At 48.0% G+C, this 18905-nt stretch carries 18 protein-coding genes; 14 read left to right on the top strand and 4 right to left on the bottom strand.

Annotated features, from left to right (window positions below; translation table 11 throughout):
• Position 1: 1 nt before the first annotated feature.
• The 6 genes from MHZ89_RS21545 (at position 2) to MHZ89_RS21520 (ending at position 7240) form a co-directional block, all read left to right on the top strand.
• Positions 2–856 carry an amidohydrolase family protein gene (locus MHZ89_RS21545; protein ID WP_311784563.1) on the top strand — a complete coding sequence of 285 codons (855 nt, stop codon included), beginning with the start codon at positions 2–4 and terminating at the stop codon, positions 854–856.
• Positions 834–1610, top strand: coding sequence for an SDR family oxidoreductase (locus MHZ89_RS21540; protein WP_311784562.1), 777 nt, complete (start codon positions 834–836; stop codon positions 1608–1610). The genes MHZ89_RS21545 and MHZ89_RS21540 overlap by 23 nt, the downstream gene beginning before the upstream one ends.
• Complete coding sequence (locus MHZ89_RS21535; protein ID WP_311784561.1) at positions 1607–1957, top strand: L-rhamnose mutarotase; 351 nt, start codon at positions 1607–1609, stop codon at positions 1955–1957. Before MHZ89_RS21540 ends, MHZ89_RS21535 begins: the two co-directional genes overlap by 4 nt.
• Before the next feature lie 36 nt (positions 1958–1993).
• Positions 1994–3220 (top strand): L-fucose:H+ symporter permease, encoded by a 1227-nt coding sequence (fucP, locus tag MHZ89_RS21530; protein WP_311784560.1) that lies wholly within the window; start codon positions 1994–1996, stop codon positions 3218–3220.
• 491 nt (positions 3221–3711) lie between these two features.
• Complete coding sequence (locus MHZ89_RS21525; protein WP_311784559.1) at positions 3712–4575, top strand: alpha/beta hydrolase; 864 nt, start codon at positions 3712–3714, stop codon at positions 4573–4575.
• A 1120-nt stretch (positions 4576–5695) separates the two neighbouring features.
• Positions 5696–7240, top strand: a complete 1545-nt coding sequence (locus MHZ89_RS21520; RefSeq protein ID WP_311784558.1) for a methyl-accepting chemotaxis protein — start codon at positions 5696–5698, stop codon at positions 7238–7240.
• 568 nt (positions 7241–7808) lie between these two features.
• Here the strand turns inward: MHZ89_RS21520 and MHZ89_RS21515 are convergent.
• Entirely contained in the window at positions 7809–8708 is a 900-nt protein-coding gene (locus MHZ89_RS21515; RefSeq protein WP_311784557.1) for a LysR substrate-binding domain-containing protein, read from the bottom strand.
• Between the two features lie 366 nt (positions 8709–9074).
• Here MHZ89_RS21515 and MHZ89_RS21510 point away from each other — a divergent pair, with 366 nt between their 5' ends.
• The gene (locus MHZ89_RS21510; RefSeq protein WP_311784556.1) at positions 9075–9917 is read left to right on the top strand and encodes an MBL fold metallo-hydrolase; all 843 of its coding nucleotides are present in this window, start codon (positions 9075–9077) and stop codon (positions 9915–9917) included.
• Between the two features lie 248 nt (positions 9918–10165).
• Positions 10166–10903 (top strand): metallophosphoesterase, encoded by a 738-nt coding sequence (locus MHZ89_RS21505; RefSeq protein WP_311784555.1) that lies wholly within the window; start codon positions 10166–10168, stop codon positions 10901–10903.
• An 82-nt stretch (positions 10904–10985) separates the two neighbouring features.
• Here MHZ89_RS21505 and MHZ89_RS21500 read toward each other — a convergent pair whose 3' ends face one another.
• Positions 10986–11720 carry a 2-phosphosulfolactate phosphatase gene (locus MHZ89_RS21500; RefSeq protein ID WP_311784554.1) on the bottom strand — a complete coding sequence of 245 codons (735 nt, stop codon included), beginning with the start codon at positions 11718–11720 and terminating at the stop codon, positions 10986–10988.
• Between the two features lie 255 nt (positions 11721–11975).
• Here MHZ89_RS21500 and MHZ89_RS21495 point away from each other — a divergent pair, with 255 nt between their 5' ends.
• Complete coding sequence (locus MHZ89_RS21495; RefSeq protein WP_311784553.1) at positions 11976–12413, top strand: GNAT family N-acetyltransferase; 438 nt, start codon at positions 11976–11978, stop codon at positions 12411–12413.
• Between the two features lie 351 nt (positions 12414–12764).
• Here MHZ89_RS21495 and MHZ89_RS21490 read toward each other — a convergent pair whose 3' ends face one another.
• Complete coding sequence (locus tag MHZ89_RS21490; protein WP_311784552.1) at positions 12765–13754, bottom strand: aldo/keto reductase; 990 nt, start codon at positions 13752–13754, stop codon at positions 12765–12767.
• 154 nt (positions 13755–13908) lie between these two features.
• Between MHZ89_RS21490 and MHZ89_RS21485 the strand changes: the two genes are divergently transcribed.
• Positions 13909–14832: a LysR family transcriptional regulator gene (locus MHZ89_RS21485; protein ID WP_311784551.1), complete on the top strand. Its 924-nt coding sequence runs from the start codon at positions 13909–13911 to the stop codon at positions 14830–14832.
• A gap of 144 nt (positions 14833–14976) precedes the next feature.
• Complete coding sequence (locus MHZ89_RS21480; protein WP_311784550.1) at positions 14977–15225, top strand: hypothetical protein; 249 nt, start codon at positions 14977–14979, stop codon at positions 15223–15225.
• A gap of 419 nt (positions 15226–15644) precedes the next feature.
• Here the strand turns inward: MHZ89_RS21480 and MHZ89_RS21475 are convergent, their stop codons facing one another.
• Positions 15645–16178 carry a hypothetical protein gene (locus tag MHZ89_RS21475; RefSeq protein WP_311784549.1) on the bottom strand — a complete coding sequence of 178 codons (534 nt, stop codon included), beginning with the start codon at positions 16176–16178 and terminating at the stop codon, positions 15645–15647.
• Positions 16179–16752: 574 nt separating this feature from the next.
• On the opposite strand from MHZ89_RS21475, the gene MHZ89_RS21470 reads away from it, so the two are divergent.
• The 3 genes from MHZ89_RS21470 to MHZ89_RS21460 all read left to right on the top strand — a co-directional run.
• The gene (locus MHZ89_RS21470; protein ID WP_311784548.1) at positions 16753–17232 is read left to right on the top strand and encodes a hypothetical protein; all 480 of its coding nucleotides are present in this window, start codon (positions 16753–16755) and stop codon (positions 17230–17232) included.
• Between the two features lie 417 nt (positions 17233–17649).
• Entirely contained in the window at positions 17650–18192 is a 543-nt protein-coding gene (locus tag MHZ89_RS21465; protein ID WP_311784547.1) for a DUF3916 domain-containing protein, read from the top strand.
• 542 nt (positions 18193–18734) lie between these two features.
• Positions 18735–18905, top strand: a 171-nt coding sequence (locus MHZ89_RS21460; protein WP_311784578.1) for an IS1 family transposase, incomplete at its 3' end; no start/stop codon positions are given.

Below are 18905 nucleotides of genomic sequence, written 5' to 3'. Positions count from 1 at the left end.
AGTGCGAATCGACGCTCATCAGCATTTCTGGCGCTACGACGCGGCGGACTATCCGTGGATCGCTGAGTCCATGACGCGCCTGCAACGGGATTATTTACCGGACGACCTCGCGCCGCTGCTGGCGCAACGGCAGCTGCATGGCTCGATTGCGGTGCAGGCGCGACAGTGCGTGGCAGAGACGCAGCAGCTGTTGCAGTGGGCGCAGCAGCAACCGACGACGCAGGTGGTTGGCTGGATCGACATCACTGCGGCGGATCTGACGGAGCAGCTGGCTGCATTACAGCATCCGCTGCTGCGCGGTTTCCGTCATCAGGTGCAGGATGAGCGCGATCCCACCGCATGGCTACTGCAGCCGCGCGTGGCGGGCGGTATCCGTCAGCTACAGCAGCGGGACTACGTGTGGGAAATGCTGGTGACCTGGCGTCACCTGGCGGACGCCACCCGGTTTGCCGCGCAGCACGATCGCCACTGGCTGGTGCTCGATCACCTCGGTAAACCCGATATTGCGCGCGGCGCGCAGGCCTGGGGCGAGCAGGTAGCGGAACTGGCTGCGATGCCGCACGTAATATGCAAACTCTCTGGGCTGGTGACCGAAGCGCCGCATGGGCAGTGGAGCAGCGCGCAGCTGCGGCCCTTTATCAGCGAAGCGCTGGCGCGTTTCGGCCCGCAGCGCCTGATGTTTGGTTCTGACTGGCCGGTCTGCCTGCTGGCAGCGGAGTATCACGCGGTAGCAGAGTTGATTGATGAAGCGACAGCTGCGCTGTCCACCGATGAACAGGCCGCTGTCTGGGGCAACACGGCCGCGCAGGTATATGGCCTGACAGGAGAAAATAATGAATCTGTTTTTGCAGGATAAAGTGGTGATCGTCACCGGCGGCGGGTCGGGCATCGGCGCCGCTATCTCCCGTCTGCTGGCGGAAGAGGGTGCGATACCGGCCATCGTCACCAACGCGCAGCCGGAAGAGATGTGGCTGGCCAGCCTGCGTGAGCTACAGCCGAAAACCGAAGTGTTGATTGCCGACCTTTGTGACGAGCAGAACTGCCAGCGCGCGGTTGAGGCGGTGCTGCAACAGTTCGGGCGCATCGACGGGCTGGTGAACAACGCTGGCGTCAACGATGGCGTCGGGCTGGAAGCGGGACGCAGCGCCTTCGTCGCTTCGCTGGAAAAGAACCTGCTGCACTATTACCAGATGGCGCATTTCTGCCAGGGCGCGCTGGAAAAAAGCCGCGGAGCCATCGTCAATATCGCCTCAAAAACCGCGCTGAGCGGGCAGGGCGGCACCAGCGGTTACTGTGCGGCGAAAGGGGCGATTCTGGCGTTGACGCGGGAGTGGGCGGTGTCGCTGCGGAGCAGCGGGGTGCGGGTAAACGCTGTGGTACCGGCCGAAGTGATGACGCCGCTTTATGAACGCTGGATCGGCACCTTCGCCGATCCCGAGGGCGAACTGGCGAAAATCACCCAGCGTATTCCGCTCGGCCAGCGCATGACCACGCCGGAGGAGATCGCCAACACCGCGGTATTTTTGCTGTCGCAGCGCGCTTCGCACACTACCGGCGAATGGCTGAGCGTCGATGGCGGCTATCTGCATCTCGATCGGGCGCTGTTATGAGCGGCGCAACAGAACGTTATTGTCTGGCGCTCGATCTGGTGGCTGAGCCGGACAAGATCGCTGAATACCAGCGCCTGCATCAGCGCATCTGGCCGGAAGTAGCGGACCATCTGCGCCAGTACGGCATCGTCAATATGGAGATCTACCGGCTGGGTACCCGACTTTTTATGCTAATGGAGGTGAACGATCGGTTTAACGCGCAGGATTTTGCTCAGGCGTCTGAACAGAATCCGCATATTCAGCGCTGGGAAGCGCTGATGTGGCAATTCCAGCAGCCAACGCCCTGGACGCCCGCAGGGGAAAAATGGGTGGCGATGGCGCGAATATTCTCTTTGCAGGACCAATAACAACACTTACCGACTGTACGCTACGAGGATATAACCATGTCAACACAACGCGTCGAGACGCCAGAAAATATTGGCGTCGGGGGTACTATTAGCCTGCGCTGGGCGTTCATGCTGATCACCACCCTGTTTTTTATGTGGGGCGTGTCATACGGCCTGCTGGATGTTTTAAATAAACACTTTCAGGAAACGTTAAACGTCACCAAAGCTCAGTCAGGATTACTGCAGGCGGCCTATTTTGGTGCCTATTTTATTGTGGCGCTGCCGGCGGGCTATTTTATGCGTCGTCACGGCTACAAGGCGGGGATCCTTGCGGGGTTATCGCTGTACGCCATTGGCGCGCTGCTGTTTGTGCCGGCGGCGATGGTCAATAATTTCTCGGTATTTCTGTTTGCGCTGTTCGTGCTGGCCTGCGGGCTTGGCTGCCTTGAAACCGCCGCTAACCCCTATGCCACCGTACTGGGTGATGCAAACGGCGCGGAGCGTCGTCTCAATCTGGCGCAATCCTTTAACGGGCTGGGACAGTTCGTTGGGCCGATGATTGGCGGCTCGCTGTTCTTTACGCACGCCAGCCAGGATGCCGCGCAGGATAGCGTCAAAATGACCTATGTGGTGATTGCGTTTGTGGTCATCGCTATTGCGCTGTTATTTAAACGTACCGCCTTGCCAGATATTCGTGAGGCCGCCAGTGAACATGCGCAGCAGCCCGGCGCTACCTTATGGCAGCAAAAACATTTTGTCGGCGGCGTGATTGCGCAGTTCTTTTATGTTGCCGCGCAGGTTGGAGTGGGCGCCTTCTTTATTAACTACGCCACTGAGCACTGGCATGGCGTCACCAACCAGAGCGCTTCTTATATGCTTTCGGTCGCGATGATCTGCTTTATGCTTGGCCGCTTCTTTTCTACCTGGCTGATGGGCAGGGTTAAACCGGCAGCGATGCTGGCAGCCTATGCGCTGATTAATATCGTGCTGTGTGCCACGGTGATGCTCGGCGCAGGCGACGTTTCAGTCGTTGCGCTGATCGCCATCTTCTTCTTTATGTCCACCATGTTCCCGACCATCTTTGCTATGGGCGTGAAAAATCTCGGTCCAGCCACTAAACAGGCCAGCTCGTTTATGATTATGGCGATTGTTGGCGGCGCGATTATGCCTTATTTCATGGGGCTGATTTCCGACCATGTGAGTACCGCCGTGGCTTACGGTTTGCCGCTGCTCTGCTTTGCCGTTGTGCTGGCTTATGCGCTCAGGCAGCGGAGACATTCATGATAAAGAGGGCATCGCGTTGGGCGTGGTAGCGATGGCGTAAGGCGAAAGGGGTGATCCAGCGGGTCGCCCCTTTAACGTTTTTCAGCCCGACGGGCGTGCAGAGCGAAAGAAATCATCAGAAGCATACGGGCACGCAATCTTGAAAATGACTCACGCAATTGGTCGTTACTGCCGTTACGTTCGCTTCTCTTTCATCCGTTGCTGATCAGCTCTCCTTACTGGCGTTGTTGCGTCCACTAAACCCGAAGCTATAGCGAAGCGACAGGTTATAAATTGAACAGTCGCTCGCAGCCTGTTGCTGGCGTGGCCTGCAGCAAACTATCCACAGCTTTACGCGCCGGATGTGCAGCGAAGATGTGGATAAGGATTCTCAGGCCTCGCAGGGGAAACTCATGGGCGTTCGGCTGTCTTTCCCTTTTCTCACTGGGCTGGAAAGGGTTGATGGCGGGAAGGCAGCAATAATTTTCCAGAGCGACTCGCGGGAGAAATCTATGTTTGAGGGATTTACGCACACCAAAATAAGCGTTTCAGAAGCAGAGCTTAATGTTCGTTATGGTGGTAATGGGCCTCCGGTTTTGCTATTGCACGGACATCCTCGTACGCATGCAACCTGGTCAAAAGTCGCCCCCGAGCTTGCCAAATCTTTTACGGTGGTATGCCCCGATCTGCGTGGTTTCGGTTGCTCATCAAAGCCCGCCGATCAGCCCCATCATGCTGGCTCATCTAAAAGAGCTAAGGCAAAAGATTGTGTGGAACTGATGAGCCAGCTGGGTTTCGAACAGTTTGCGCTGGCTGGACACGACAGAGGTAGTTACACGGCTTACAGAGCTGCCCTTGACTACCCGGAAAGGGTTACACGTCTTGCCGTACTCGATTGCATCCCAATATTAGAGGCGCTCAACCGATGTAATGAGAAGTTTGCCAGACAGTGGTATCACTGGTTTTTCTTTGCTCAACCAGAAAAACCAGAGCGAGCCATTCTGGCCGACCCGGACAAATGGTATGGAGGCCAGCCAGAATCAATGGGAGATGAAGAGTACGTTGAATTCAGGCGAGCCATACACGACCCGGAAACTGTCCACGGTATGATCGAAGATTATCGCGCTGGTTTATCTATAGATAAGGAGCATGAGCTTCAGGATCGCCAACTCGGCCGGATGATTGAATGCCCCACGCTCTGCCTGTGGTCAAAATATGATGATCTGGAAGATCTATACGGCGACATATTAAGTATCTGGAAAAGCTGGGCAACCAATGTCCAGGGCAAAGTGATAAACAGCGGTCATCATATGGCTGAAGAAGCACCAGAAGAAGTTGCAGCGGAACTCCGGCGTTTTCTTTTACAACACGATTAGGCGTTTGCCTTTTTTAGTCACGCGCCTGCATTCAGGTGCGTTCGTGCCTTGCGCGCCATAGGCTATGTAAGATGAAAAGTTACTTAGTAACGAACGTGATTACCTCAGGTAATAATATTATGCAACTCAAATTTAGCTGTTTTATTTTTTTAATATGAATCGCTTGTGAATAAAAGGTACTAGAGCCATTGATAAAAACAAATAAGTAATAACAATTCCAGTTACTGAGGTTTCGGATGTGCTTAAGGTTGCATAAAAATAACCGACAGGGATACATAGCAAAAGAGATAAAAGTTCAAGAAATACCAACGAAAAAATCCCCTTTTTATGTGAAATGCATGATTTGTTTTTAATCATTTCGTCATCCTGAAGTTACCGAGGCTTTAAATTAAAACCATTATTAAAATGGCAATGGTATAGTTAAAATACATCCTTCCCATGTAATACTTAAGCAATCCTTTGTAACCCTATGTAAGTAAAGGGTGTTACTAATTATTAGCATTGAAATGATTCATGATTTTGGTGAAGGATTTAACGCGAGCCATATGATGATGTTAATTTTCAGCAAAAAATAATGCGCATCTCTATTTATCATCAGTTTGTCTATCTTTAATCGGAAATGCAGCTTAATATGTTTAATAGAATATGCGATAAACCAGATTGTAATTAACAAACTGGCACATCAGAAGCTTCCATATCCGCTGTAAAATGTGCTTGAGCTGCCGGGCGCGACAATCTCTCGCGGCAGGTTAAAAGAAAGAAGCCTGTCAGCTAAGAGCACTACGCTAGCGAAAGCACCCTCTGCGACTATAGCTTCGCCGTTCTGATGGTGGCACTATTTTTCATCAGGGCTACATGTGAAGCCTTATGCTCTGGTCTGATTAAGCCGTCTTTCAAAGTCATCGTGCGTTTTAAAAAGGCGTAAGCCGACTAACCTCCAATACTTCCATACTACTAAAATTGCAGGCCAACCAAATCGCTTCGTAAGCTACTCTGAAAATATCATCCAAATATTTAATAACTTAGCTTTGGCATAAGCCAAATCTGACCTAATCAACTAACGGCGCTCTCAGAAATGCCGATATAGATCACTCCTTTTTTATTTATCTGGAAGTTAAATATGTCGCTGAAAAAATCTTCATTGCTAGTGTTCTCAATAATGATGATTTTGTTTGTCGTCAGTGTTGCCATCAGCATCTGGATGCTTGTGCGCAGTAACGAATCACTGAATGCAGTAAACAAAGAGATTCGTGTGGTTCTCTCCGTTATCGATCCCATCAACCACAGTCGCACATTGCGGGTCAGATTAATGGAGTATATGGAAGAAATTGATGAAAAGGACGGGCAATTAACGGCCAGTCTTGATGGCGTCAAAGCTGCTGCTGATAAGGCTGATGCGGCATTTCAGGCATATATTCAGGCACCTCGGCTAGAGGGTGAAGAACCGGAAGCAGAGGCCTACCGTCAGGCTTATCTGAACTACCGTAATCAGGGTATTCAGCCGCTGATAGAAGCAGCAGAAGCTCGCGATCCGGCCCGTTTTAAAAAGCTTCTTCCCAATGTGATCCGCCTTGACCGGCAGTACGAAATCATACTGGATAAAGTTCTTGCTCAGCATGAGGCCTATGCTAAAAAGCTAAATGAGGATGCGCAGCGTCACTTTAGTTCAGGCGTAATTATACTGATCCTGATAGGGGTTTTGTTTAGTGTAGTTATTGTCGGTATTTCAATGCTGATGCGCCGCTTTGTGCTTTCACCTCTGTTTAGCGCAGTGAAGCACTGCAACTTTATTGCTGAAGGCCATCTGGATACGCCCGTCCCCGTAAAACGTAGCTCGCGCAGTGAAATTCAGAGTCTGATGGAGTCTCTGGAAGGAATGCGGGTGTCACTTACCGGGATTATTATGCAGGTGCGTGATTCTGCACACTCTGTTTCAACCGCTTCCAGCGAGATTGCCGCCGGAAATATCGATCTGGCTTCACGTACAGAGCAACAGGCGGCTGCATTAACAGAAACAGCTGCGAGCATGGAAGAGCTTGGCGCAACGGTAAAACAAAACACTGACAATGTTTTCGAGGCCTGCCGCTTAACGGCTGAGGCGGTAGAGAATGCTGAGAAAGGAGAAAAAGTTTCCCGCGAAGTCATTACCTCAATGGGGCTTATCAACTCAAGCTCCAAAAAGATTGAGGATATTATCTCTGTTATTAACGGTATTGCCTTTCAGACAAATATCCTGGCGCTGAATGCTGCCGTTGAAGCTGCTCGGGCGGGAGAACAGGGCCGGGGGTTCGCGGTAGTGGCAGGGGAAGTACGTAGCCTGGCGCAGCGCAGCGCTGTTGCGGCTAAGGAAATTGAAAGCCTTATCGCGGAGTCGGTAAATACCATACATATGGGCTCTGAGCAGGTCAGCAGAACAGGGGAAGCGATGAATGCCATCATCTCTTCTGTCAGCCGCGTTAATGTCCTTATGGAGCATATTTCAACCGCATCCGATGAGCAAAGCCGCGGTATCGGACAAATTGAACAAGCCGTTACTGAGATGGATTCCGTGACGCAGCAGAACTCGGCACTTGTTCAGGAATCCGCAGCCGCCGCTGCCTCTCTTGAGGAGCAGGTGCAATACCTTACTCATGCCGTTTCAACTTTCCGCCTTTCAGGCGCTTAACGCCGCAGTGAATTGAGACTTATATGGAGGAGTTTAGCTGAGGCTCCTCCATTTTTTATTGCAGGAGAAAGTTAAAATTATCAATTATGCGGTGCCTCGTAGCCATACAGGTGCAATCCGTTCTTACGCTAAACAGGATTAAGCTAACCTGAGTATTAATCCATCCTTGCCCTGTGTGAGATAAGAGACTGATGGTTTTAGCGCGTATGAGAAGTTTTATAGAATATTAACTGCTCGTATCGAGGTTAAACCTCAAAACAGGCAACCAACCTGCTTATTTTTTCTGACATTGGAGGTTAGCAGCTTTCAAAATCGCTTCAAATAAGGATCCGGAATTTTGAATTGCTTCAAGTACAAAAACAGCGATTTCACTGTTAACTGCCCAATAGGGGGAGTAGATGGCCCTGCATCCGTCATATCTCTCAAGCACCACAGATACGAAAGATGTTGGAGAAGCAGAAAAGTACGAAAAATTAAAATTTTTTAGAAGCGAGACCTTTACCATCAGCCTGCGCTTTCAGATTCTCTTTCAGATTAGGGAAATTAGCTTAATCTAGCCTGATACTTATTAATTCATTTTTTTCTCGCCAGTAATTTCAGTCAGTAACCATTGTTCAAAAGCCTGTAATGCTGGCTCATTAATTCCGGTTTCCGCCGGTTTGACCAGGCAGAATTTTTTGCACAGATAGTCAGACTCAGGCCAGGGTGCAACTAACGCGCCATTTACCAGCTCCTTTTCTACATATATGCGAGGCACTATTGCCACGCCTTGCCCAGCCAGAGCAGCTGCAATTGACATTTCATGAAGGTCATACCTTACACCCTGCGCTGGATTATCAAGGATTATGCCGCTTTCACGGGAATAGTTATTCCATGCTTCCGGATTCTGCCGTCGGTGAATACGCGGCAGGTCATTCAATTGTTCACAAATATTCTTATCCGTTAACAATGCAGGATGGCATACAGGCACCATTGTTTCCTGAAAGAGATAGCTCAAGCGCATGCCTGTCCATGCGGGATGCTCAAAATGAACGACAGCATCAAAACCACTCGCGGTAAGAATAAAAGGGTCAGTTCTGGCCGCAATATTTAATGTTATATCAGGATGCATGAATCTAAAGCCATTTAGACGAGGAATAAGCCATCGACTGGAAAATGTTGGCAAAGCGGCAATGTAAAGGCATTGACTTTCTGCGGGCATACCCATTATGTACTGCGTGTCTCTTTCTAACCGCTCAAGCGTTTCTCGTATGTTATGCGCATAGTGTGCACCGGCTGGATTAAGTCTTACGCGGTTTCCCGTACGGTCAAACAGTTTACAGTTCAGCACAGACTCAAGGCGCGCAATCTGTCTGCTGATAGCCCCTTCCGTCAGGGATAACTCTTCGGCAGCCCGGGCAAAATTACCGTGCCTTGCAGCAGCATCAAAAGCCTGCAGGGAAGCACTACTGGGGATTTTTTTACGCATGTAATTTGTTGATTAGGGTATGCATGGGTTTCCCTTTCAGTGACAAAATATCATTAAAGGATGAAATATTATCGTTTTATAAAACTGTATTCAAAAGATAGCATGAGGGAAAGTCATCATAAAGATTAATCATCTTTCTGTAGCTTATGCATCCCTTGGCTGCCAGAGCGCGATACCATAGAGTGTTTTTTACCTCTCTCTGCGTCGCTAAAAATGCAGGCTTCAGGGAAGGATGAATTACCAGAAAGGGGAGTTGCATAAGTGATTGCGCGTGAAAATGCCGCACAACTTGCTGGAATACGCGGAACCCAGCTCTGTGGTCCCCTTGTGTCGTAAATAGTTGCTCAACATTAAACCGGAAAAAATATGAATCATGCCCCTTTTTTATCTCGTCAGGTAGGAGACTTTATAGTTACTGTTCTTCGCGACGGTATTATGTCAGCCAGTTTAGATTTGCTGTCGGGTATTGAGCCCATTGATGCTGGAGCAATTCAGCGCCGTGTCGGAATTGAGAAGCCAGGCGATATACATATTAACTGTTATCTCATCCGCGGCCGGGGTCGAACTATACTGGTTGACGCTGGTATGGGGGGAGTGAACAATTCAGGGGGACTGCTTAACAAAAACCTTGAAGCTAACGGTGTCAGCGCTAAGGAAGTGGACACAATTTTACTAACGCACGGTCATCCTGACCACATTGGAGGCCTGCTGGATGCGGAAGGCGGGCCAGTTTTTAAACATGCTGCGCTTTACCTTCATTGGCAGGAAGCAGAATACTGGCTGGATGATGAAAAAGAAGAAATGGCCAGTGAACGCGCAAAGCGTAACTTTGCTCTGGTACGCCGGACGCTTAAGGCGTATGCACATAATCTGCATTTTATTAATGGGAATGAAGTAATCAAAGGGATTCTTCCGATATGGTTACCGGGCCACACGCCGGGACATACGGGATTCCGTATTGATTCAGGCAATCAATCCTTGTTGATATGGGGTGACATTGTCCATTTTCCCCATATCCAGTTAGCAAATCCATCCGTTAGCATTACGTTTGATCTTAATCCTGCTCAGGCCAAAGAAACCCGGAAAACTGTTTTGGAACAGGCCGTCAGGGCAAAACTGCTTATTGCAGGAATGCACCTGGATATGGCAGGGTTTGCTTACATCTTTAGCACTAAGGATGGGTATCGCGTTTCTTACCTGGAACGGTGAAAATATGAAGGATATGGTAATGAAAATTGTATAAAAAAATATTGCTGTTCGGCTGACACAAACTAACGATATCGCTCAAGTTAGCAAACTACTTTAGTTATATCATCAAAAAAAATTGTAACCACTCATTGCCTGTTGTACTGCTAAAGAATCTACTGAAAATACAAGCGGTGTCGTAAGCCTGAATCAGGCTCATGTGCTTAAATTAATCTCTGATTAATTCCTCACATAAAAATCATGAGGTTTGTATGTTGATAGCACAGGTTTCAGATATTCATGCCTCACCCGAAAATGATCACTTACAGCGATTTGACCGAGTGCTAGCATGGCTTATGTATCTACGTCCTGACATACTTGTGCTCTCTGGTGATCTAACTGATGGGCCGTGGCGTGAAGGTTATATAAAAATAGCCGCTCGTCTGAAACAACAGAAGTACCCCTCGTTAGTCCTGCCGGGCAATTCAGACGATCGACATTTGATGCAAACCCTATGGGGGAAGGATAAATCATCGTCTGCTATAACCACAGGAGCCTTGCACTTTGTCTATGACCTTAGCGGTTTGCGATTGATCGGCCTGGATTCGACGGTTGATAAACAAGATTATGGCAGTGTGGCTGAACATCTCGAATGGCTGGATAAACAACTCAAAGACGCTAAGGGATCCCCGTCGCTGCTGTTTATGCATCATCACGTGTTTGAAACAGGTATACCAACACTGGATAAATCAATGTGCAAAGGCTTAGGTCAGTTAGAAGCGTTAATTGCATGTACATCAGCCAGAGTGCTGGCCATTTCTGCTGGGCATGTTCACAGACCCGTAGCAGGTACTTTTGCGCGCATTCCCGCTTATATATGTGGCTCCGTCTGCCCGGCCAATCCAGTATGGTTTGGGGCAGAAAATATTCCTCCCGTAAGTGATTCACCCGCGTTAATGATTCACCGCTACGCCAGCAACAATCTAACCAGCCATCATGTATGCGTTTAATGAACACTCCAAAAATCCGGAGATTCAGCACAATATTTCACGATATGTAAACTGGGTTAAAAAATCCCTGTTGGCTGATTTCTCATGCCAAAACTGAAGCATAAAAATCACCATACAACTCACATGCCTGCTTAGCTGTATCTATTTCCAGGCAGAAATCTACATCCACACCAAACCCGCGCTGTTGAAGCTCAAGCGCTGAGGAGCATTCACGCAGAGACTGTAAGTTTTCCTTCTGATAAAGCTGCCAGGCAGCAACGGCAGCCTGCGCTTCTGGTGAGCATTTTTCTCGCGCCATTCCATCGATAATGCCACCTGCAGCCACATAATCCTCAAGCGAGGGACGAAGGGTGCCATCTGGCCAGCGCTCTCCACAGGGAATAACCAGGACGCGTTCAAACCTCCTACATGCCTTCGCAGTTGCAGACATATTCCTGAAACAGCCACTAAAAACTTTTATTCCGGCCTCCCGCGCCCTGAATGAAATAGCCGAACCATTAGGAGAGGGGAGCACCAGACTTTCGCCTTCGCTTATATTCTGTATCGAAGCCGGCGACAGGCTGTAACCTTGGCCGCTGAATCTCCTGTCTGGGCTGGCCGTTTTCGCCCCGATTTTCATACCAAATTCAAGCGCTGATTCGTCTTTCCACGGATAGGGATAAATGCGGGCACCATTATCGACAGCCAGGCTAACGCAAGTTGAAAAGGATATAACGTCAACGATTACGACGCAGTCAGCTTCCCCGGCTAAGTAATCTACGGCAGGCAAGCCCCACTCAAGACGAACCTCGAACCTGTCCTGACTGAACCATTCCATGAAATCTATCCCGTTACTGGCTTTCATTGGCTCGAATTTATCATGGCTATGTCCGGTGCATATTGGCATGGCCTAAATCATCATTGGCCGCTTTTGACCTAAGGCGGAATTTTAGTCTTAGCGCTAACGGCATTGTGTTGAGAAAAATCAGAATGATCCGCTGCGATATATTTTCCCTTATAATGATAAAGTTGATTTTTCCAGTTCATTTAAACAGGTAATAAAGTGGGCATTTCAGCGATACAGGAGTGGCGTATGAATACCTGTCTGGTAAGTACAGACAGAAAAAAGCTAGATGTGCAGGCTGTTCATCACTATTTAACCAGGTCCAGCTGGGCTAAAGGGATTGATATTGATACCGTCTCTGCATCAATAGAAAACAGCCTTAACTTTGGCCTTTATCAGAATGAATGTCAGATAGGGTTCGCACGTCTGATAACGGACTATGCCACCTTCGCTTACCTTTGTGATGTGTACATTCTTGAGAAGTATCAGGGAGAAGGACTGGGAAGATGGCTTATGGAATGCATTCATAGCCACCCGATTTTTGAGAAGCTTCGCAGGATTATGTTGTTCACAACAACCGCACCCTGGCTTTATGAAAAGTTTGGCTATGAGCCAGTTAATCGGGAAAACTATGCATGGACCATTACGCGACCTGATATTTATATCACTGGGAAAATGCCAGGCTGACAAATCCTCATATATTGATCGGCTCATGGTTGGCTCTTTTCAAACCAGTGCCTTAGGCCGGGTAGAGGCCCAACCTCAGACGCCTACTTTTATAGTGGGCGTTAATTTTAAGCGTGAATGAGGCCTGTTTTATAAATCAAATCAGCTTGTGAAATGAGCTTTATAAGATTCCGCCCGAAAGCCCTGTCTTGTGAAGTGTCCGAGGCTCTATCTGCTTTGATTTATTACAGTCGGCGCACAGTACAAATCTGTCTGTTCCTGTGCGCCGGATATCAGCCCGGGTGAGATGGACCGAACAACCATTACAACTACATTATTTCATTACTCCACTTTCCTGGTACAGACCGCTGATTACCGGCCAGTCGTGGCAAGCAGATTTTCAGGATATCGTTCGCCCTCAATATCGATTGCTGACAGGGCTTCGGCCAGAGACAAAAGATCTGGTTGAGTCAGTACAACATTTGATGAAGCGATGTTTTCTTCCAGACGATGCAGCTTCGTTGTGCCCGGTATTGGCACAATCCAGGGTTTTTGTGCCAGAAGCCAGGCAAGGGCGATCTGCGCTGGCGTGGCGTTTTTTTCACCGGCTATTTTAGCCAGTAGATCAATCAGAGCCTGATTCTTTTCCATTGCCTCTGGCGTAAACCTCGGCAGTAACCTTCTGAAGTCATCTTCACCCAGAGGAGTATCCTTGTTCATGGCACCGGTCAGGAAGCCTTTGCCAAGCGGGCTGTAGGGAACAAGACCAATGCCAAGTTCTTCACACACATCCAGGATTCCGTTGGTTTCCGGCCCGCGTGTCCAGAGAGAATATTCATTCTGGAGAGCGGTAACGGGTTGAACGGCATGAGCCCGACGCACCGTTGCCGCGCCGGGTTCAGACAGGCCAAAATATTTAACTTTGCCTTCAGCAATTAGCTCACTCACCGCGCCTGCAACATCCTCAATGGGAACGTCAGGATCGACACGATGTTGATAAAACAAATCAATAGTTTCCACGCCCAGTCTTTTGAGCGAGGCGTTACAAACCTTTTTGATCTGCTCAGGCCTGCTGTTCATGCCGGCCATTTTCCCGTTGTGAATATTAAACCCAAATTTTGTTGCAATAACGACCTTATCCCTGAACGGCTTTAAGGCTTCACCCACCAGTTCTTCATTCGTATAGGGGCCGTAAACCTCGGCGGTATCAAAGAACGTGACGCCTTTTTCAACTGCGCTGCGAATAAGTGAGATGGCCTCAGCTTTCTCCAGTGCATGGCCATAGCTGAAGTTAAGCCCCATACAGCCAAAGCCGACAGAGGATACCTCTGGGCCCGTTTTTCCGAGTCTGCGCATTTCCATAAATACTCCTTCTGAACTGACATAGCTGAAAACACCCGGCAGGAATAATTTATCGACCAGATTATTCAGGCGAGAACATGATTTGATGGTAACCTGATATATAATGCTCAACAATAACGATTAAATTTCATGACTTGATGAGAAATACTCACCAATGGTAAAGCCCTCTCTTTCTGAACTGAACGCCTTTCTTACCATCGCTGAGCAGCAAAGCTTCAGGGCCGCAGCAAAAGTGCTGGGGATATCCTCTTCAGCCCTGAGCCACTCCCTGAGAAGCCTTGAAGCAAAGCTTTCTGTCCGCCTGTTCAATCGCACTACCCGTTCTGTCGCATTAACGGAAGCAGGGGATAAGCTTCTCAGGCATATTCGGCCTGCGATCAGCAGCCTTGAACAGGCGATTGATGAGGCGGCTTCTGAAAGCACTATTCCATCCGGAACAGTCAGGATAAGTACGTCGGAATCAGGTGCTGTTCCTTTGATAAAACATGTCCTGCCTGAATTTTTAGAGAAATTTCCCCGTATACGCGTCGAGTTTATTGTCGAATCACGATTCATTGATATCGTTGCAGAAGGCTATGACGCGGGAATAAGGCTGCATGAAGACGTCCCTAAGGATATGATCGCCGTCTGTTTTCAGCCTGCTATGGTAATCGGCATCGTCGCCTCGCCTGATTATCTGAAGCGCAGGGGCGAGCCTGACGTGCCACAAGATCTTTTACAGCACCGGTGCATACGTTACAGGTTTGAAAACGGGGCCCTGCTGGAATGGGAGCTGCAGCATAATGGCGCTGCTATTAACGTTAAAGTAGAAGACTCTGTGACTTTCGTTCGCGGCAGCAATTTGCTTGCCATTGAAGCCGTCCTCAACGGACTCGGCCTTGCCTGGTTACCCCTGGATCATGTACAGCATCACCTTGATTCAGGTCGTCTTATGCCTGTCTTGCCGGGTTATGAAATGAAGTATTCCGGTCTCAGCCTTTATTATCCGGCCAACCGGCATCTACCCCCGGCAGTGGCGCTGTTTATTAAAGCCGTACGGGATTATGCTGCCAAAGCCAGAAGTGAAGCAGCAAGATAAAAATAAAAAGCTTCAGGGGGGAACGGTCTGATGAAATTAACTATAATGAATCTACAGCCCATCTTTGATTTGGCTTGAAAGGCCAGCGTCCGCTTCTGGCACAAAGCGGACAATGGATGACTTGACGCTTTCGCTACTGCCCTGATGCAATCGGGCTATTTAACTCCAGAACTGAAATTAAAACTGGTGCAGGAGCGGGTGCTTTATCTGCCTGTGCCCGGTGAAGCACGCATGCTTTTTGAAATCATGCTAGATAGCCGGGATAATTTTCACATCTGTACAGTGCCTGTAAAAGTTAAGCCAAATGCCGCGGAAAAATGCCGAATCAAGGCATTTCTGAATCGTTCAAGAGCAGACACCACGCGTCCGGTTGGCTATAAAGAGCCAGGCTGAACCCGGACACCACCGATCTATTTCTGGCAAAAAGTGTCAGTGCAAGTATCAAAAGATTGAAGAACGCGTTTATAAATATTTTAAGCGCTTTGTTTTTTTAAAATTTCCTGTTCGTAAGTCCAAATCTCGAGTTCGTTGTCAGACTTTGTAACATGTGTAAGAAAAGCAGGATGAAATGGCAATGCTACTCTGCGCGCGTGACTGACCTGTGATTAGTCATGATACAATCAATCTCACACTTACCTGACATTCTTGCTGAGTGCCGTGCATGATGACAATTATGTTTTCAGGGGCATCCGGTCACTTTGGACGCTGCAGCCGGGCATACGGGTATAAATACTGATCTGCCACTGATGCAGATCAGTTGAAGAGCCATAACTTGCACACGACATGAGTGTTATTATTGTTTTAAGATGGGATCAGGCACCCATCAGTTTTGCAAACCAAAATTTGCACACTCCTTCACGCACATTCCAGTATTTAGCCGGATGGTCTTTATACTTATCATAAATTTTATCCAGATCGTCATTTTGTGACACTGGCAGATCCTGAGGTATTTCCACAACACCTCGTGAATCAATACCTACATAACGTTTACCTTCTTCCGGAATAAATGCCACACTGCTGTACCGCCGCATGCTCTGAGAGTTATCTATAACATAGATTGACCAATATTCATTGGGTTTGATTCGGCTTTCTAACAGGCGGTTTGATGCACCGTCCAGAAGATTATTGCTGATATAAATTGTCTCAGCTTTCTCATAGCAATCGCTTTCTTTTGCGTATCGCTGCAAATAAACCAGTCCCTGATGTTTTTCATTGACCTGCGTGTAGATAACTGCTGCATCTGCTGAAGAATAGGGCTGATATCGCTTAGTACCCATAGGACCCGGTGCACACGCAGAGAGCAACACTGAAACGCTGATAATCATGCCGATACGAAAGTGCTTCATAAAGTTCCCTTTAAATTTTTGATATTCAATGCAATCCAACAGAATTTTGTTATGTCAGCCGTAACAGGTGCAACTGGCTCAAAGGTATTTCACCGACCCTGGGCAGTACTTCATCAATAGTCATTAGCCAATACATCAAACTCTTCAAGGATGAAGCTGAAATTTTACATCTTTTTTATGCCTGCAATCAATACCGGCATCTTAACACTGATGAGCTAATCAAATTGATTTACAGACATTATTCTTGTAATTTCTTTCTGGTATTATTTCAGGGTGAATAGTATGGCCGGCTGACATTACAGTATTTACACATTGTTCATATTATATTTGATTTGTTGACTTGAAATAAGTCAGGTATCCTTTGTTTGAATGAGAATTGCAATAATCCAAATAGGTTAATGATAAATATTAGTTCATATGCATCTAATTGGATTGAGATCGATGTTCAGTCCCAAAAAGATATGTTTGATAAAATGTTAATAAAATGAGCAAGGATAAGACAGTGAAAAGGATTTTAATAAGTTTCGTATGCAGCAGCCTCCTATTGGGCTGTGCTCAGAAACACGAGCGTATTATGCCTCTTTATCAGGATGCCTCCGGGGAAACAGCGAAATTACGAGTTATCGGTTTTACTGACTATACCACGCTGCATCAGATCAAATCGTGTACAGACACATCTGAACTGGGCCACCTGCGCGATATGAAAAATGAAAAGCGCAATCCTGCCCGGGTGGTTGATAAGGGCTTCAGGAAAGCGACTCCTGCACCAGAGAATGTGCCACTGGATTATCAGGAACGCTTTCTCCCTGCGCAAGGGTGGATAGATATCCGGTCAGCGCTATTTGCCAGCGACGGCGGTATCTGTACTCTCAATACAAGCTGGTTCAAACCAAAAAAGGATGCGCTGTATGAAGTGCGTAACCGGCTCAACAAAAAGGGCAATCTGTGTTCTATGGAGCTCGTGCAAATCGATCAGATGACAGGACGCGCAGAACGTGTAGAAACACATAAATACGTTGCTGATTTTTTGCCCTGCCAGACCCTAACGCAATAGCTATTCGTTTGTTCGGTAATACCATTACTGGCTGTTTCAGTAACGGTAAGTCCTGTCAGATCAGGAAGCCTTCAATGGATTTGCCCTCTTTGAGGGCTTGTGCCATCACCGACGATGTACGGCCCTGAATCAAGGGCGAGTATCAGCCGACTCTTAATGTGCTAACTTGAAAAGTCAGTAAGCTCCGCCAGACCGCAAAGCGTTCATGACTAAACAGCTAGGTTCTAAGGCAACGACCAGACCAACCCTGTAGCTGAATTAATGTCCGCTATGAGCGAAAAGCGGACTTAAGGGGTTCCAGAAGGAGAAAGAGGAGTTACATTAATATGTAACGATTAGCTAAACTATTCAGCACAATATGATTCTGTGCTGAATTACTACCTAAACCATTTGAACAGGTTAAAATATAAAATATTCATGAGCAGACGGCTTAACAGAGATCATCGAACCAAAGTTAGAAACATTCCACGCCGCTTGAAAGCTCTTAACCGTTGGGCTGATACTTTCTACTGCCCTGAGCGAGCCCTGTTTTCTGAAAATGAGCATTACTGGAATTTCAAAATCCCTGTGGAGATCAATCTTGTTCAGGGAAAGTACAGCACGCTTAGAGATAAGGCAGCTTGTGCGCAGGCCATGATCAACGCTTGTTCAAATCTCATAACGGTAACTGCAGATATAGATTATCGTCCTCGGATTACAGCTGTTATATGCCTTCCAGATATGTTTACAAGCGAAATCTGTCTGTATCGATCAGAAGACTATTACCAAAGCTTTATTACTGAAGACCGTTCTGAAAATGGTGCATCCGCTTTGATTAAAGAACGCAGCCTTGCTGCTGAGTGGGGGCTTATTCTTCCAGCTAATGTGCAGGAATTAGGTATAACACACGAATACTACGGGAGTGAGGATCGTGATGAATGGTTCACCGGAGAGCGTTGGTATTATGGTCAGGTCATGTGATAGTGCTGTGTTCTATGTCTAATTGAACGTCCGTTTTTGGCACAGAGCGGACATGCGCGAAGGACAAGGTCCGCCAGGAGCGAGTCGGTAAGCTCTGCCGGACCAGATAACGCTTCGGCGGTAAGCGATTCTGGTCCGATGGCAAAATAACGTAACCAGCATGTTTTTCGGACACGGGTCAACCAGGCAGGCATGTACCCTGACAAAGGTGTAATAAAAGCCTGCTACCGTTAAAACAATACCGCAGACTCACGCTGATATGACTGACAGGTTTAAGGCCATCACTGATAAGCCGTCGCGTTTTTTACCCGCAAAAAAGGACCGCTGAGATGATATTTGCTGATGACAATATGCTTGGATACGGCACTGCTCACCGTTCATTTTCCTCCGGGGATGCGCTTATTCTGGATGCAAGTTATCGGCGTGCCCATCTTCCATTAGTTAATTCATTGCACCCTGACGTGATACACGAAGACGGGGATTACCGGGTGATGCTGCCAACTTACTGATTTAGTGTATGATGGTGTTTTTGAGGTGCTCCAGTGGCTTCTGTTTCTATCACCTGTCCCTCCTGTTCAGCTACTGACGGGGCGGTGCGTAACGGCAAAAGCACTGCCGGACATCAGCGCTATCTCTGCTCTCACTGCCGTAAAACATGGCAACTGCAGTTCACTTACACCGCTTCTCAACCCGGTACGCACCAGAAAATCATT

It is taken from the genome of Pantoea sp. ACRSB (genome assembly GCF_022346905.1).
Classification (GTDB): domain Bacteria; phylum Pseudomonadota; class Gammaproteobacteria; order Enterobacterales; family Enterobacteriaceae; genus Pantoea; species Pantoea piersonii.
Note: the sequence above shows the minus strand (reverse complement) of the source record. Positions and strands in the feature narration are given on the sequence as shown.

What these genes read in the sequence shown, in the direction of transcription:
- MHZ89_RS21465 (WP_311784547.1), top strand. Translation starts at nt 17,650, where the DNA reads ATGAGCAGACGGCTTAACAGAGATCATCGAACCAAAGTTAGAAACATT.
- MHZ89_RS21540 (WP_311784562.1), top strand. Translation starts at nt 834, where the DNA reads ATGAATCTGTTTTTGCAGGATAAAGTGGTGATCGTCACCGGCGGCGGG.
- MHZ89_RS21525 (WP_311784559.1), top strand. Translation starts at nt 3,712, where the DNA reads ATGTTTGAGGGATTTACGCACACCAAAATAAGCGTTTCAGAAGCAGAG.
- MHZ89_RS21480 (WP_311784550.1), top strand. Translation starts at nt 14,977, where the DNA reads ATGCAATCGGGCTATTTAACTCCAGAACTGAAATTAAAACTGGTGCAG.
- MHZ89_RS21495 (WP_311784553.1), top strand. Translation starts at nt 11,976, where the DNA reads ATGAATACCTGTCTGGTAAGTACAGACAGAAAAAAGCTAGATGTGCAG.
- MHZ89_RS21500 (WP_311784554.1), bottom strand. Translation starts at nt 11,720, where the DNA reads ATGGAATGGTTCAGTCAGGACAGGTTCGAGGTTCGTCTTGAGTGGGGC.
- MHZ89_RS21470 (WP_311784548.1), top strand. Translation starts at nt 16,753, where the DNA reads ATGCCTCTTTATCAGGATGCCTCCGGGGAAACAGCGAAATTACGAGTT.
- MHZ89_RS21520 (WP_311784558.1), top strand. Translation starts at nt 5,696, where the DNA reads ATGTCGCTGAAAAAATCTTCATTGCTAGTGTTCTCAATAATGATGATT.
- MHZ89_RS21475 (WP_311784549.1), bottom strand. Translation starts at nt 16,178, where the DNA reads ATGAAGCACTTTCGTATCGGCATGATTATCAGCGTTTCAGTGTTGCTC.
- MHZ89_RS21515 (WP_311784557.1), bottom strand. Translation starts at nt 8,708, where the DNA reads ATGCGTAAAAAAATCCCCAGTAGTGCTTCCCTGCAGGCTTTTGATGCT.
- fucP (WP_311784560.1), top strand. Translation starts at nt 1,994, where the DNA reads ATGTCAACACAACGCGTCGAGACGCCAGAAAATATTGGCGTCGGGGGT.
- MHZ89_RS21505 (WP_311784555.1), top strand. Translation starts at nt 10,166, where the DNA reads ATGTTGATAGCACAGGTTTCAGATATTCATGCCTCACCCGAAAATGAT.
- MHZ89_RS21510 (WP_311784556.1), top strand. Translation starts at nt 9,075, where the DNA reads ATGAATCATGCCCCTTTTTTATCTCGTCAGGTAGGAGACTTTATAGTT.
- MHZ89_RS21490 (WP_311784552.1), bottom strand. Translation starts at nt 13,754, where the DNA reads ATGGAAATGCGCAGACTCGGAAAAACGGGCCCAGAGGTATCCTCTGTC.
- MHZ89_RS21535 (WP_311784561.1), top strand. Translation starts at nt 1,607, where the DNA reads ATGAGCGGCGCAACAGAACGTTATTGTCTGGCGCTCGATCTGGTGGCT.
- MHZ89_RS21485 (WP_311784551.1), top strand. Translation starts at nt 13,909, where the DNA reads ATGGTAAAGCCCTCTCTTTCTGAACTGAACGCCTTTCTTACCATCGCT.